The organism is Clostridium sp. DL1XJH146, assembly GCF_054819755.1.
In genome coordinates this window covers 88,109-103,561 of sequence record NZ_JBTVVN010000002.1, presented here as the reverse complement: position 1 = coordinate 103,561, position 15,453 = coordinate 88,109, and the positions used below count along the sequence as shown (strand labels likewise).

Genomic DNA, 15,453 nt, shown 5'->3' with positions numbered 1-15,453 from the left:
TTAAAATGAAAATAGTTAATAACTTTTTATTGTACTTTCAATTTTTCACAAGAATACCTATAAATAAAAATTTAGAATGTGATAGAAAAAATTTTAGAGAAGGATCTTATTTTTTATTATCAGTTGGTTTGCTTATAGGAGCTGTTCAATGGTCAATAGCATCCCTATTTAAGGAATATTTGCCTGGAAATATAATATCAATAATTATAATTGCAATACCCATTGTACTAACAGGAGCTTTGCATTTAGATGGTCTTGGAGATATGTTTGACGGATTTTATGCTTTTAAGGGTGGTAAAGACAAAATCATAGAAATTATGAAAGATAGTAGAATAGGTACCTTTGCATGTGCAGCTATTGTTATTGATATTTTACTTAAGATTTCATTGATGGAGTTTTTTATAGGTAGGGGTAATTTAGTTATAATACTTATTTTGCCAGTAATTAGTAGATTTACGGTGTTATTACTAGGTTATATAGGTAAAGTAGCAAAAGAAAAGGGAACAGGCAATATTTTTATCGGTAACATAGGAAAGAGAGAACTTTTAATAGCCTTAGTTTTAACAGCAATAGTAAGTGTATTATTGTTAGGAGCATTATATAGTTTTATTATTATTTTCTGTGCAATATTAATTACAATCTTGTTCAATTTATATTGTAATAAAAAAATAGGTGGACTTACTGGTGATACTTTGGGTGCTAATATTGAGATTGTTGAAATAATAATTGGTATAGTTTATATATTATTAATATAAAGAAATGCACAATTTACAATGCACAATGCACAATTTAGGATGATTTTGCATAGCAAAATCTACTATTTAATTAAAAAAATTCCGGAATCTGTACTCTGCAAATTGCACATTTATTTTAGAAAGAACGGGGGATTTTCATGAAGAATTATAATTTAAGAAAGTTTATTTTAGCGGCACTTTTTATTGCTCTTAGTCTTGTTGGGGCTCAAATTAAAATATTCAACTCTATTGCTTTTGATTCTTTGCCTGCTTTTTTTGGAACATTAATAATTGGGCCTTATTATGGAGCTTTAATAGGTTTTTTAGGGCATATGTTTACGGCGTGGACAAGTGGATTTCCTTATACACTGCCTGTACATATTATTACGGCTTTTAGTATGGCACTAACCATGGTGGTATTTTATTTTGCCCATAAGAAATTTGGTAACGTTGTTGCCTGTATCATTGGAGTGTTATTTAATGGACCAATAGCACTTCTTTTATCAGCGCCATTACTGATTCCAATGATGAAAGTGCAAGGGGTTATAGTATTAGTTCCTATATTATCATTAGTTTCATTTATAAATATATTTTTGACGTTGATTATTTTTAGATATATACCGGAAGAAAGCATAAAATAATAATGCACAATGCACAATGCACAATGCAAAATGCACAATGCAAAATGCACAATGCAAAATGCACAATTTAGGATAGTTTTCTTCCCTTTGGTCAGAAAGTCTTTAATTAATTTAAAATTCTCCGAGGTACGAAGAAAATTATCAATAATTGCAAACTGCACATTTCAAATTGAACATTAAGATTAAAATTGAAAATAATTTATTTAAACAATAGTATATATAAACAGTTCCTTAAAATATAGCTTAATAAAAAGAAGTGGTGATTTAGAGATGAAAAAAGTTCGGGATATATCTCTTCATAGATTGAATGATGAAGAGACTTTAGTTGTTGTTTGCGATAGCTGTGGGGGTATTGGTGAAAAAGAAAATGATGTACTACAGGTACCGCCATTTTATACAGGCAAATTTACGGCTAGAGTGCCTCTAATTGAATTATTATGTACAGGTGCTAGAGTAGTGTCCATAACTAATAACGTTTGCTGTGAGATGGAACGGACTGGAAGACAGATTATTAGAGGGGTTTTATCAGAAATGAAGGAGTTAGAAATAGAGGAAGATTTACTTACAGGGAGCACTGAAGAAAACTTCACAACTTCTATGACAGCTGTTGGAATTACTGTTATTGGTGTGGCAAAAAATAAGGATATTAAAATAAATAATATAAAATCAAATTCTATAATTGCTTTAGCAGGAATTCCTAAAGTTGGAGCAGAGATTGATTTTAGTAAAGATGATGATATAGTAAGTTATACTCAAATTAAAGAGCTCTTAGCAATAGGAGGAGTTTATGAATTAGTTCCTGTAGGATCTAAAGGGATTTTATATGAAATTGAAGAACTTTCAAGTAATAATAATATGAAATTTAATTTAGATGATAATAATATAATTGATTTGTATAAATCAGCAGGTCCTGCAACTTGCGTAGTATTTGCAGCGGAAGAAGAGATTTACATGAAAAGATTAAAAAATAAGTATGTTAAATTAGGGAATATCTATAAGAAATAAAAAGTCATATTTTTCAGGAGAAAATGATGAGTAAATCTTTTAAAATAAAGTTGGTATTGATATTTTTGCTTCCCATAACTATGTTACTAAGTTATATTTCTAAATTATATCCATATATAGTAGAGAGAGCTTACTCCAATGGAATAAATAGAATAATTAGATCCATTTTAAGTCGTATAACTGGAATTATACCTTTTTCTGTAGCAGAGATTTTATTGTATTTATTAATAATTTTTATTGTGATTTATATAGGCCTATCAGTTTATAGATTAATGACAAATAAATTTGAAAATAAAAGGAATTTATTTATTAGTTTTATAGTTAATAGCTTAGTTATGATTTCAGTTATGATTTCTCTATTTATGTTTCTATGGGGATTTAATTATAATAGACCTTCATTAGCGGATTTATTAGGAATTAGTAAAGAGGAGAATACTACTGAAGATTTAATAAATCTTTGTACAGATTTAATTATGGATGCCAATAGATTAGAAAAGAAACAAACTAAAAATTCTAATGGAGTAACATTTATAAATGAAGATTTTAATAGTATTGCAAATAGAGCTCATTTAGGATATGACTCAATTGCTAAAGAGTATTCATTTTTAGCGGGGAAATACGGAGTTCCAAAAGGAGTGATTTTATCAGAAAAGATGTGTTATACAGGAATAACAGGAATTTTTATACCATTTACGACAGAAGCCAATGTAAATACTTTTATTCCGGATTTTATGATACCTGCAACAACGGTACATGAGATGGCACATCAGAGAGGAATTGCAAGAGAGAATGAAGCTAATTTTTGTGCGTATTTAGCGTGTGTTAATCATACAGATGAAGATTTTCAATACTCAGGAACTATACTCGCCCTTATTTATTCATTAAATTCATTGAAAAGAGATAATTATGAATCTTACAAGCAGATGATGTTGCAATTAGATGATGGGGTAAAGACTGACTTTAAATATTTGAATGAATTTTGGGATAAATATGAAGGTAAAGTAGAAGAAATTTCAGATAAGGTTAATGATACATATTTAAAGACAAATGGTCAAAAAGATGGAGTAAAAAGTTATGGGCAAATGGTAGAGCTTTTACTGGGATATAAAAATAAATAAATTGCAAAAAAAAATAGAAAAGTTAACAGAAAATTTAATTTACTTATGGATTTTAAAAAAACAATTTTATCAAAAAATTGTTTTTTTTTTTTGGGTATTGTAAGTGGTTTAGATACTACTTCTGAGTAATAATAAAAAAAAATATATAGAAGACATGTTTTTACAGAAATTTCCATTAAACTTTGATATAATTATATATGTAGTTGTGAATAAATGTTAGTAACTTTGAAACATAATTTATTTTAAGAATGGAGGATATTAATGGAAGAAGAATTAACATTAGATTTACGGGAGCTTTTTTATATTCTTAAGAAAAGAATTAAATTAATTTTAATTATTACGATAACTGCAACTGTGGTATCAGGAGTTATAAGTCAGTTTATGATTACGCCTATTTATGAATCGAAAATGAGTGTTTTTATTGGTAAAGAACAAAGTACTATAACACAAGATGGTATATACACAAGTAGTGATGTAACTATGTATCAAAAATTAATGAAAACTTATGCTTCTATTGCTGAATCTAAGACAGTTATAGAAGCTGCTTTGAAATCAGAAGATATTAATATAAAAATTAATGAAGCACAAGCAATGCTTTCAGTAACACCAGAAGCAGATACTCAAATTATGAGTATTAGTATACAATCGAAAAATCCTAAAGAAGCACAAAAGTTAGTTTCAGCAATAACTACAGCTTTTATAGAAAGATCAGGAGAAGTTATCCATAATGGACAAGTTGAAGTTATTGATAAACCTGAAATACCTGAAATACCAAATAAACCTAATAAAAAGTTAAACATTTTAATAGCTTTCTTTTTAGGATTAATGATTTCTATTGGTATAGTATTTGTATTAGAATACCTTGATAATACAATAAAAACAAAAGGTGATATTGAGAAATACATAGGTATTCCTGTTATTGGAATTATACCGGAGTATATGGCAAAATAAATTAGGAGGAGAAAAATGTTTATTGTTAAAAATGACCCTAAAAGTCTTGCAGCAGAAGCTTATAGAACTCTTAGAACGAATATACAATATTCTTCAATTGATGAAGAAATAAAAACAATTCTTATAACTAGTGCTGTTCCTACAGAAGGAAAATCTTCAATTACAGGTAATCTTGCCTTAGTACTAGCTAATAATGGTAAAAATGTTCTAGTTATTGATTGTGATATGAGAAAACCTACAATTCATAAAAAAATGAATATATCTAATAAAGTAGGACTCTCTAATTTTCTTGCTGGTGAAGTAGAATTTATAAATATTGTTCAAGAATACGAAAATAATGTGTTTGTAATTACTGCGGGGAGCATTCCGCCAAACCCAGCAGAAATTTTAGAATCGAACAAAATGAATGACTTTATTAATAAAATGAAAAATCAATTTGATTATGTCATAATTGATTCACCACCTATAATTGTAGTTACAGACGCGCAAGTTCTTGCACCGAAAGTGGATGGAGTTATATTAGTTGTAGCAAGTAAAAAAGCAGACCGAGAAGCTACTATAAGAGCTAAAGAATTACTTGAAAAAGTTCAAGCTAATTTGATTGGTGCTGTATTAAATAAAGTAGAAGTTATAATTGGAAAAGGATACAAATCTAAGTATGGGTACCAATATTACTATGGAGAAAAGGATGACAATAAAAAGAAAAAGAAGAGAGCCAAAAATAAAATAAAAAATGTATCTTAATTATTAAAAGGGAGCTTGTTTAATCAAGGTCCCTTCATTAATGAGAATATATTACATTATAATTGTTTTAGCAGTTATTATGAGAATTATAGTAATTTTAAAAAGTTTTTTAATATGCAATAATTAGCAAATATGATAAACTAATTGTATTAAAAATAAATCTATTTATTGAGTATTTACTGAAAAATTGGAAAAACTAAATACATATTATATTAAGAATTATTAGGGAGTGTTTTATATGGAGAAAATTGATTATAAAAAGGAATTAAGTCAACTATATAAGCCACGAAAAGGTACCATGAGGTTAGTTGATGTACCCAAAATGAAATATTTAATGGTGGATGGTGAAGGAAATCCAAATACTTCAGAAGATTTTAAAAAATGTGTAGAAGCAATGTATTCTTTAGCATATTCAATTAAATTTATTTCTAAAGAAAAAGGACAAGATTATGTTGTAATGCCCTTAGAGGGGTTATGGTATGCTGATGACCTGGATTCTTTTGTTAAAGATGAAAAAGGTAAATGGAAATGGACTTTGATTATAATGCAACCTGAAAATATAGGGAATGAAATATTTGAGATTGCAAAAGAAAAAGCTAAAAAGAAAAAAAAATTTGAGAAAATTGATGAGATAAGATTTGATATATTTGATGAAGGAATGGCAGCTCAAAGGCTATATATTGGAGATTATTCTGAAGAAAAAGAGGCAATAGCTGAACTACATGAATTTATAAAAGAAAATGGATTAGAGAAAGTTCTTTATCATCATGAAATATATTTAAGTGATGCTAGAAAAACTGATCCTGAAAAATTAAAAACAATTTTAAGGCAGCCTTGTAGAAAAGAACAGATGAAATAAGTATGACAAAATACATTATATTAACATTTAGTAACAATTAAGCGATACTATTGAAATTAATATTTTATTTTTGTGGTGTTATTTATGTTTTTTTGGTAAAATGTAATTATGTTAATTAAATATCAAAGAATAATTAGTGTTAATTAAGGAGTGGTGATATGAAGTGCAATTTTAAAATTACAGATAAAGTCCATTGGATTGGTGTTAATGATAGAGAAACACATTTATTTGAAAACTACTGGCCTTTAGAAAAAGGAGTATCATATAATTCATACATAATAAATGATGAAAAAGTAGCTATTTTAGATACTGTAAAATTCAATAAAACAGAACTTTTTATAGAAAATATTAAATCTATAATAGGAGATAAAAAAGTAGATTATTTAATTGTTAATCATATGGAGCCAGACCATTCTAGTTCTATGAGTGCAGTTATATCAGAATGGCCAGATATTAAAATAGTTGGTAATAAGAAAACTTTTGATTTTATAAAAGGATTCTACGATATATATGATAATTTTTATGAAGTAGATGACGGAGATTCTCTTGACCTAGGTGAACATAAGTTGAAGTTTTATTTAACTCCAATGGTTCATTGGCCAGAGACTATGATGACTTTTGATGAAACTTCAGGGGTGTTGTTTTCTATGGATGCATTTGGTGGATTTGCAGCTTTAGATGGTACTATTTTTGATGATGAAGTTAATTTGGAATTTTATAAAGATGAAATTAGAAGATACTATTCCAATATAGTAGGTAAGTATAGTGGAATGGTGCAAAGAGCCCTTAAAAAATTAAGTGGACTAGAAATTAAAATGGTTGCACCTACTCATGGCCCAGTTTGGAGAACAAGTCCTGAAACAATTATTGATTTTTATGATAAGTGGAGTCGTCATGAAGCAGAAGAAGGCGTAGTTATTGTGTACAGTTCTATGTACGGAAATACAGCAAAAATGGCTAATCATATAGCAAGAGTGGTAGCAGAGTCAGGTATAAGAAATGTAAGAGTATATGACGCATCTAAGACTCACGTTTCATATATTATATCTGATATTTGGAGATTTAAAGGAGTTATACTTGGTTCATGTGCGTATAATGGAACTCTTTTCCCAGCTATGGAAACTGTAACTAGTAAAATTTATCATTCAGGGATTAAAAATAGATATTTAGGAATATTCGGTAATAAATGTTGGAGTGGTGGAGGCGTTAGAAATCTTGAAGCTTTTGCAGAAAGAACCAAGTGGGAAGTTGTTGAAGCTTCAGTAGAAGCAACTTACACTCCTAAAGAAGAAGAATATGAAAAATTGAGAATTATTGGCGAGAAAATGGCTGAGAAAGTAAAAAATAACCCTAATTAATAACTAAAGAAATATACCAGAGCTTAGATGCTCTGGTATATTTTTTAAACCGTTGATGGAATATTAGCGTTTAGTTATTATAAAAAAGAATTTATTCAGCATTAAGTTACAAGGTTTTTGATGATATAACATTTTAGTATAAATGTTATATGTGAAAATACGTATTGAAAAAAGTTACTAATTAATATATATTATTAAGTATGAAGAGAATTTATTAGTAAATTCAATAAAAAAATAGGAGAGATTAAAATGAAAAAAATATTTATTACATTTATAACATTAGTACTAGCTATATCTTTAGTAGCATGTTCAAGTAACGATGAAGTTACTTCAAATGATAAGGAAGAACTTATAGTAGGAATGGAATTAGCTTATCCTCCATTTGAAATGACTGACACTGATGGTAATCCTACAGGAGTTTCTGTTGATATTGCTAATGCTTTAGGCGAATACTTAGGAAGACCTGTTAAAATTGAAAATATGTCTTATAGTGGATTAATTCCATCTTTAACTACAAAAAAAATTGATATAATTCTTTCATCCATGACAATTACAGAAGAAAGAAAAGAAACTATTGATTTTTCGGACCCTTATTCTAAGTCATATTTATCATTACTTGTAAATAAAGATTCATCAGTACAAAATGCAGAAGATTTAAATGCAGAAGGAATTAAAATTGCAGTTAAAAAAGGAACTACGGGGCATATTTATGCTACAGAACATTTCCCAAAAGCTGAAATTATGGTTTATGAAAAAGAAAGTGCTTGTGTTTTAGATGTTGTACAGGGTAAGGCCGATGCATTTATTTATGATCAAATGACTATATATAAAAATTGGCAGAATTATCCTGATTCAACTAGAGCTGTTCTTGAACCTTTCCAAGAAGATTTTGAGTACTGGGGCATTGCAATGAGGCAAGGAGAAGATGAACTGAAGTCAGAAATAAATCAATTCTTAAAAGAATATAAAGAAAAAGGTGAATTTGAAAAATTAGCAGAAAAATATTTTACAGAAATGAAGAAAAACTTTGATGATATGGGAATTCCTTTTTTCTTTTAGATTATGACATAATTATTGTTGGTTTATAAAGTATTATTAAAAAATACTTTGCAAACCAACAATTCTTTATAATTAAATTTTTTTAGAGGTTATTGACATTATTTAAAGTGAGATTTTAAAGTAAGAGGGGTTTTATCAAATGAATAAAAAAATATTAAACGGTTTTTTAGTATTCTTTACAGCGGTAGCTATTCTTGCCTTTTCTTTGTCAAGATTAGATTATACATTCAAGTGGGCTACGGTTTTTGTTTATAAAAGCAAATTTATACAAGGTTTTATAATGACTGTGGTAATTAGCTTTTTTTCATTGTTTTTTTCTTTATTTTTAGGGGTACTAATGGCTCTTGCTAGAAAAAGCAAATATATGTATTTTAGATATCTAAGTCAGTTTTATATAGAAATCGTTAGGGGAACACCTTTTCTAGTGCAAATTTACTTTTTCTACTTTATTATTGCAACAGCTTTTGGTCTTAGTAATAAATATGTTCTAGGAATCATTATATTATCTTTATTTTCGGGTGCTTATGTTACAGAGATAATTAGAGGTGGAATAGAAAGTATAAATAAAACACAGCTTGAAACGGCAAAATCTTTAGGATTTACTTCTTTTCAAACCTATAGATTTATTATAATTCCCCAGGTAATAAAGAGAATTCTACCATCGCTTGCTGGACAATTGTCATCTTTGGTTAAAGATTCGTCACTATTATCAGTAATAGCGGTAAGTGAATTTACCATGAATGTGCTAGAAGTTGATTCCCTGAACTTCAGAACTTTTGAGAATTTAACTGTACTAGCTGTGGGGTATTTATTACTTACACTCCCTATATCCATTCTTTCAAAGAAACTAGAAAGGAAATTCCATTATGAAGCTTAGTATAAGAAATTTAACAAAATCATTTAACGGAAATGTAGTTTTAAATAATTTAAATTTAGAGATAGAAGATAAACATTCTTTAGTAATAATAGGACCATCAGGTGGTGGTAAATCAACGTTACTAAGGATAATTGCAGGACTAGAAATGCCTGATAGCGGAGAGATATATTTAAATAATAAAAGAATAGAATTTAATGAGAACTACCTACGAGAATATAGAAAGACTTTGGGCGTAGTTTTTCAATCATATAATTTATTCCCACATTTTTCTGCGATAGAAAATATAACGCTTCCGCTCATTCAAGTACATAAAAAAAATAAAGAGGAAGCAAATGAAATTGCAGTTAGATTGCTTAAAAGATTTCAATTAGATGAACATGCTTATAAGAAACCAGTTCAATTATCAGGTGGACAGCAACAAAGAGTTGCTATAGTAAGAGCGCTAGCTATAAGTCCAGAATGTTTATTATTTGATGAACCGACATCAGCTTTAGACCCGGAACTTACATCAGAGGTACTAGATACAATAATATCTCTTAAAGAAGATAAAAGAGACCTTATGGTTGTAACGCATGAGATGGGATTTGCAAGGAAAGCTTCTGATTATGCAGTTTTTGTATCGGGAGGTAAAATAGCCGAGCAAGGAGAAAAAACAGAAATTTTTGATTCACCAAAATCTGATGAGCTTAAAAAGTTTTTTAATAAAGTACTTAATGTGGAAGAATAGGGGTAAAATACAATGCATAATGCATAATGCATAATGCACAATGCACAATTAAGGATGATTTTCTTCGTTCCTTAGAAAATCTTTAATTAATAGTAGATTTTAAACTGTGAACTATTAAATTGTAGATACCATTTCAATATAAGCTAAAATTGTGGTAAAATATAATTTGCGTTATTAATTAAATTCGTGAGGATGATAAAATTGAGCAGATTAATTTTAGCAGAGAAGCCTTCTGTTGCGAGGAACTTAGCTGAAGCACTAGGCTGTAAAACTAAAAAAAGAGGATATTTAGAAGGAAAAGACTATGTAATTACATGGGCATTTGGTCATCTGCTTACTTTATGTGATTGTAAAGACTATGATCCTAATTTAGCCTTGTGGAGGTTTGAAAACTTTCCGTATATACCTGAAAAATTTCAATATAAAATAAAAAATGATGGAAAAAATAGAAATGTTATAGATGAGGGAGCGAAACAGCAGTTAGAAGTTATTAAAAATCTTTTAGATAGAGAAGATGTTACAGAAATAATATCTGCAACGGATTTTGATAGAGAAGGGGAGCTTATAGCTTTGCTTATATTTAACTATCTTAAGCCTAGCAAACCTATTTATAGAATTTTAATAAATGAGTGGACTCCTACTGAAATAAAAAAGGGACTTGCAAATCTTAAAAAAGATGAGGAAATGAAAAATCTACAAGATGCTGGAATTAGTAGACAATTAGCAGATTGGGTAATAGGTATTAATTTTACGTCAATGGCTACGATGAAGTATTCTAGAGGTAAGGGTAATTTGCTTAATATCGGAAGAGTTTTGATGCCAACTTTAAAGATGATATATGATAGAGATATGCAAATTAATAACTTTAAGGTAGAAGAATTTTTCGAACTAAACGCTGTTTTTGAAAATGAAAAAGGAGAGTATAGTGCTAAATTTTTTCATGGCAAAAAAGAGAAATTTGAAAATAAAGAAAGCGTAAAAAAACTTAAAGACGAAATACAAGGTAAAGATGGAATGATTTCTGAAAAAGAAGTTGAAATAAAATACGTTAATCCTCCTAGCTTATTTAATTTAAGCAATTTGCAAGGATTTATTACAAGTAAATATAAAGGATGGACATCAAATAAAGTACTTCAGGTAGCTCAAAGTTTGTATGAAAAAAAGTTTATCACGTATCCTAGGACTGAAAGTACAGCATTAGAAGAAAGCTTGAAAGAAAAAGCTGAAAAAGTGTTAAATATATTAAAAAAGGACTTACCATTTAAAGATGAAATAGTATTTAGTGATTCTAAAAAAGTTTTTAATAATAAAAAAGTAGAAGGTCATAGTGCTATTATACCAACGTATATTATTCCAAAGAATTTATCAAAAGATGAGCAGAATGTATATGATGCAATAAAGAATAGATTTATATCAGAATTTATGCCGTCTTCTAAATATGAGAATACAAAGATAATAACAACGGTAAAAGGTGATAATTATGATAGGTTATTCGTTACAAAAGGTAAAATCTTAAAGGTTAAAGGCTGGCTTAAACTATATGATGATGATAAAAAAGATGAATTATTACCACCAGTGGAAAAAAATGATATAGTAAAAATGAAAGAACTTAAAATGGTATCGAAAAAGAGTAAACCACCTGCGCATCATACTGAAAAGACTCTTTTAAAAACAATGGAGACCTGTGGCAAAGGCAAAAATAATGATGAAGAAGAAACGGATATACTATATGGATATTCCATAGGAACAGCAGCAACTAGAGCGGATACCATTAGTAAATTAAAATATGCTGGGTATATTGAAGCAAAGGGTAAATCTTTGATTGTAACTGAGAAAGGAATAAAACTTGTTCAAATTTTCCCTATAAAAGAACTATTAGATTCGGATTATACAGGAAGGCTTGAAAAGAAACTATATGATATAGAAAAAGGCAATTTTAAGAAAATTGATTTTCTTAAGGATATTTATAACTTTACTAATAATGGTGTCAATAGGATAAAAAGAGGTAGAAATGATATAATTTGTGATACTAGAGAGATACAAAGCCAGAATAAAACGAAATGACAAACAAAAAATAATATGGTAAGTGTAAAACAGAAGATATTTTAGAAAACTAAAAATCTTCTGTTTTGTTAAAATAAAGACTATTTGCTAATTTAAAACTGTGGTAAGTTGTCTAAAATGTCTTTTGGTTCGCATTTTTCTGTAGATACAATAGTTTCAACACCATTCTCGTTTTTTTCTACTCTCACTGATTCTACCTGACCAATTTTAGCAAGAGCTACTATCTTATTTAAAGACAAAATTTCTTCATTAGTATTCATTACATTAGTAATATCCCCATCTTGATTTTTTCTAACTTTGATAATTTTCAAAAAAAACTCCTCCTTAATTCAACCTAATTTAATGCAATAAAAATATGTGATTTTTTAGATTTAATATAAGTAGTATTAGGTATTATAACTATAAATATTTAATGAAATTATTGGATAAATACTTGGTCCAGAATATTTATTAGAAAATATGTTATTTAGCAAAAGAAATTCTAAAATATTAAGAAAAGCTTAAGATTTTCATCTAGTAATTAATAAGATTTATTTGATACTATATTTTTAAAGTTATTAAGAGAGAAAAGTAATTAATGTTTTTAACTATTTTGTAAATATATCTATAAATTTAAATGGTAAAATATTATAATGAAGGGTGGTTGATGTATTTTATGATAATAAAGGCTATTAAGCAATTAAATAATAATTACAAGCATTTTTATATACTTAGCTATTATTGTTTTATTTTGTTACTTTATAAAACTTTTAATAGAGAGATAGTTCCAGAACATTTTATGTATTCATATTTAGATGATTATATACCCTTTGTAAAAGAAATGATTATACCATACTTATACTGGTATATTTATATTGCAGTTACATTGATATACTTAGGGTTTAAAAATAAGAACAATTTTTATAATTTAGCAATTTTTATGTTTGCTGGAATGACGTTTAGTTTTATTATTTATGCAATATTCCCAAATGGACAAAATTTAAGGCCTATTATTCAAGAAAATGATATTTTTTCTAGGGTAGTACAAGGTATTTACAATGGAGACAAGCCTACAAATTCAGCTCCTAGTATGCATGTTATTAATACGCTTGCAGTTTATGTAGCAATAAAAAATGATGAGGCATTATCGGAAATAAATTGGGTAAGAATTGGTTCATTTATATCAATGATTTTGATTATTTTATCAACTATGATGGTAAAACAACATTCTATTTTGGATGTTTTTGCTGGAATGATAGTAAGCGTAGTATTATATTTATTAATATATAAGTTAGATATTATTAATTCATTTGTTAGACTCATATCTACTAAGAGAAATTCACAAAGTATTCAAAGTAATAAAAGAGCTAGTTAGTATATATTTTTAAAGAGAATTAATATTGCCTCAAATGATTGCATAGAATTAATAGAGCAATTTTTTGAGGTAATTTTTATGATTAAAACAGGGTTGGTTTTTTCTGGTGGTGGTGGGAAAGGTGGATATGAAATTGGTGTTTGGAAGGCAATGAATGAGCTAGGTATAAAAGCAGAAGTGGTTTCGGGATCATCAATTGGAGCACTTAATGGTATTTTTTATACTCAAGGAAATCTACAGAAAGCTATAAGTTTCTGGGAAAATATTCAATCAAATGATATTATAGTTATAAGCGTTAATGATATTATTAATAAGTTATCAGGTTGTTTTCTTCAGAAGCTATTTATTAAAGATAAAAAGAATTGTTATTATGATAATAGAGGACTGATAAGCGAGGTAGGTTTAAAACTTATAATAAAGGAATATATAGATAAAGAGACTATTTTAAAATCAGATATTAATTTTTATGTATGTGTTGTAAATATGATATCTATGCAAGCTGAATATTTTAAATTAAAAGATTATGATAAAGGATTGATGGATGAAATTATTCTGGCATCATGTTCTATACCAGGTATATTTGATGAAGTTGAAATAAATGGACAAAAATATTATGATGGTGGTCTTGTAGATAACACACCGATAATGCCTCTAATAAAAGAAGGGTGTCAAAGAATTATCGTGGTGTATTTAAATAATGAAAGTAAAATAAATAAAGAAGAATATAAAGGAAAAGAAATAATAGAAATAATTCCAAGTAAGAATTTAGGTGGATTTTTCTCAGGGACTTTTGATTTTACTAATAAAGGGTCTATAAGGAGAATTAATCTTGGGTATAAGGATGCAATGTTTGTATTAAATAAGTGTATAAATAAATTTTAAATCTGTATCAAAGTCAAATGAAATAGCTCAGTAATTAAGTAATTTTAATGAAATACCCAATTAAAAAGCCGGCAATCTTGTTGGCTTTTTTAGTTGACTAGGTGAATTTATTACATCAATTGAATTATATTGATATAATATTGATAATAACATAAACTTAAAGTTTATATATTAAAAAATATAGGAGGAATACTATATGGTATATGAAATGAAGAATCCATATTTAAAAGTAATTATTGATAGTAAGGGGGCAGAATTAATTAGTTTAAAAACTGTAAAAGATAATTTGCAATACATATGGTCGGGTGATCCATTATATTGGAAAAGGCATGCACCTGTGTTATTTCCTATTGTAGGTAAAGTAAATAATGACAGATACAAAATAAATGGACTGGAGTACGAACTGCCACAGCATGGATTTGCTAGGGATATGGAATTTAAATTAGAGGATAGTGGAGAGCAATATGTAGAATATTCATTGAGCAGTAATGAAGAAACAATAGAAAAATATCCATACAAATTTAAATTATATATTAGATATGAATTGTTGGATGAAGGACTTAAGATAAGTTATAAAGTAGAAAACAAAGATAATGGGGCAATTTACTTTTCTGTTGGGGCCCATCCTGCTTTTAATTGTCCATTATTATCTGATGAAAAATTTAGTGATTATTATTTAGAGTTTAGTGAAATAGAAAATGAAGGGATATATCCTTTTGAAGAAGGTTATATTGTAGGAGAGAAAATCCCATTTTTAAAGGAACAGAAAATATTACAATTATCTCAAAAATTATTAGAAGATGGAGCCTTGATTTTTGAAAACCTAAAATCTTCAAGAATAACTCTAAAGAGCTACAAAAATGATAGATATATCATGGTAGATTATGAAGGCTTTCCTTATTTGGGCATATGGTCTAAAGAAGATGGTGCCTCTTTTATTTGTATTGAACCTTGGTATGGTATTGCTGATTTAAAGGGTTATGAAGGCGATTTTAAAGATAAGCAAGGTATCATTGAAGTACTGCAGAATGAAATATTTGAATGTAATTATTCATTTCAAATAAAGTAATGAGAATTTAT

Annotated in this window: 16 protein-coding genes; 15 read left to right on the top strand and 1 reads right to left on the bottom strand. The window is 27.9% G+C overall.

The window, feature by feature from the left end; genetic code table 11:
* Nucleotides 1–5 precede the first annotated feature (5 nt).
* The 12 genes from cobS (at nucleotide 6) to ACVHXK_RS01935 (ending at nucleotide 12,137) form a co-directional block, all read left to right on the top strand.
* Nucleotides 6–755, top strand: coding sequence for an adenosylcobinamide-GDP ribazoletransferase (cobS, locus tag ACVHXK_RS01990; protein ID WP_461204674.1), 750 nt, complete (start codon nucleotides 6–8; stop codon nucleotides 753–755).
* 137 nt (nucleotides 756–892) lie between these two features.
* The gene (locus ACVHXK_RS01985; protein ID WP_461204673.1) at nucleotides 893–1,375 is read left to right on the top strand and encodes an ECF transporter S component; all 483 of its coding nucleotides are present in this window, start codon (nucleotides 893–895) and stop codon (nucleotides 1,373–1,375) included.
* Between the two features lie 270 nt (nucleotides 1,376–1,645).
* Nucleotides 1,646–2,380: an AIR synthase related protein gene (locus ACVHXK_RS01980; RefSeq protein ID WP_461204672.1), complete on the top strand. Its 735-nt coding sequence runs from the start codon at nucleotides 1,646–1,648 to the stop codon at nucleotides 2,378–2,380.
* A 26-nt stretch (nucleotides 2,381–2,406) separates the two neighbouring features.
* The gene (locus ACVHXK_RS01975; protein WP_461204671.1) at nucleotides 2,407–3,498 is read left to right on the top strand and encodes a DUF3810 domain-containing protein; all 1,092 of its coding nucleotides are present in this window, start codon (nucleotides 2,407–2,409) and stop codon (nucleotides 3,496–3,498) included.
* Between the two features lie 261 nt (nucleotides 3,499–3,759).
* Nucleotides 3,760–4,449 (top strand): YveK family protein, encoded by a 690-nt coding sequence (locus ACVHXK_RS01970; protein WP_461204670.1) that lies wholly within the window; start codon nucleotides 3,760–3,762, stop codon nucleotides 4,447–4,449.
* A 15-nt stretch (nucleotides 4,450–4,464) separates the two neighbouring features.
* Complete coding sequence (locus ACVHXK_RS01965; protein ID WP_461204669.1) at nucleotides 4,465–5,193, top strand: CpsD/CapB family tyrosine-protein kinase; 729 nt, start codon at nucleotides 4,465–4,467, stop codon at nucleotides 5,191–5,193.
* Nucleotides 5,194–5,431: 238 nt separating this feature from the next.
* The gene (locus ACVHXK_RS01960; protein WP_461204668.1) at nucleotides 5,432–6,052 is read left to right on the top strand and encodes a GyrI-like domain-containing protein; all 621 of its coding nucleotides are present in this window, start codon (nucleotides 5,432–5,434) and stop codon (nucleotides 6,050–6,052) included.
* Nucleotides 6,053–6,210: 158 nt separating this feature from the next.
* Complete coding sequence (locus ACVHXK_RS01955; RefSeq protein WP_461204667.1) at nucleotides 6,211–7,410, top strand: FprA family A-type flavoprotein; 1,200 nt, start codon at nucleotides 6,211–6,213, stop codon at nucleotides 7,408–7,410.
* A 249-nt stretch (nucleotides 7,411–7,659) separates the two neighbouring features.
* Entirely contained in the window at nucleotides 7,660–8,469 is an 810-nt protein-coding gene (locus ACVHXK_RS01950; protein WP_461204666.1) for a transporter substrate-binding domain-containing protein, read from the top strand.
* A 139-nt stretch (nucleotides 8,470–8,608) separates the two neighbouring features.
* The gene (locus ACVHXK_RS01945) at nucleotides 8,609–9,346 is read left to right on the top strand and encodes an amino acid ABC transporter permease (protein WP_461204665.1); all 738 of its coding nucleotides are present in this window, start codon (nucleotides 8,609–8,611) and stop codon (nucleotides 9,344–9,346) included.
* Nucleotides 9,336–10,073, top strand: a complete 738-nt coding sequence (locus tag ACVHXK_RS01940; RefSeq protein WP_461204664.1) for an amino acid ABC transporter ATP-binding protein — start codon at nucleotides 9,336–9,338, stop codon at nucleotides 10,071–10,073. The genes ACVHXK_RS01945 and ACVHXK_RS01940 overlap by 11 nt, the downstream gene beginning before the upstream one ends.
* A 201-nt stretch (nucleotides 10,074–10,274) precedes the next feature.
* Nucleotides 10,275–12,137: a type IA DNA topoisomerase gene (locus ACVHXK_RS01935; RefSeq protein WP_461204663.1), complete on the top strand. Its 1,863-nt coding sequence runs from the start codon at nucleotides 10,275–10,277 to the stop codon at nucleotides 12,135–12,137.
* Between the two features lie 92 nt (nucleotides 12,138–12,229).
* Here the strand turns inward: ACVHXK_RS01935 and ACVHXK_RS01930 are convergent, their stop codons facing one another.
* Nucleotides 12,230–12,448 (bottom strand): DUF3892 domain-containing protein, encoded by a 219-nt coding sequence (locus ACVHXK_RS01930; protein ID WP_461204662.1) that lies wholly within the window; start codon nucleotides 12,446–12,448, stop codon nucleotides 12,230–12,232.
* A gap of 335 nt (nucleotides 12,449–12,783) precedes the next feature.
* Here ACVHXK_RS01930 and ACVHXK_RS01925 point away from each other — a divergent pair, with 335 nt between their 5' ends.
* The 3 genes from ACVHXK_RS01925 to ACVHXK_RS01915 all read left to right on the top strand — a co-directional run bounded on the left by ACVHXK_RS01925 (nucleotide 12,784) and on the right by ACVHXK_RS01915 (nucleotide 15,442).
* Nucleotides 12,784–13,491, top strand: coding sequence for a phosphatase PAP2 family protein (locus ACVHXK_RS01925; protein ID WP_461204661.1), 708 nt, complete (start codon nucleotides 12,784–12,786; stop codon nucleotides 13,489–13,491).
* 78 nt (nucleotides 13,492–13,569) lie between these two features.
* Complete coding sequence (locus ACVHXK_RS01920; RefSeq protein WP_461204660.1) at nucleotides 13,570–14,373, top strand: patatin-like phospholipase family protein; 804 nt, start codon at nucleotides 13,570–13,572, stop codon at nucleotides 14,371–14,373.
* Nucleotides 14,374–14,569: 196 nt separating this feature from the next.
* Complete coding sequence (locus ACVHXK_RS01915; protein WP_461204659.1) at nucleotides 14,570–15,442, top strand: aldose 1-epimerase family protein; 873 nt, start codon at nucleotides 14,570–14,572, stop codon at nucleotides 15,440–15,442.
* Nucleotides 15,443–15,453: the final 11 nt, after the last annotated feature.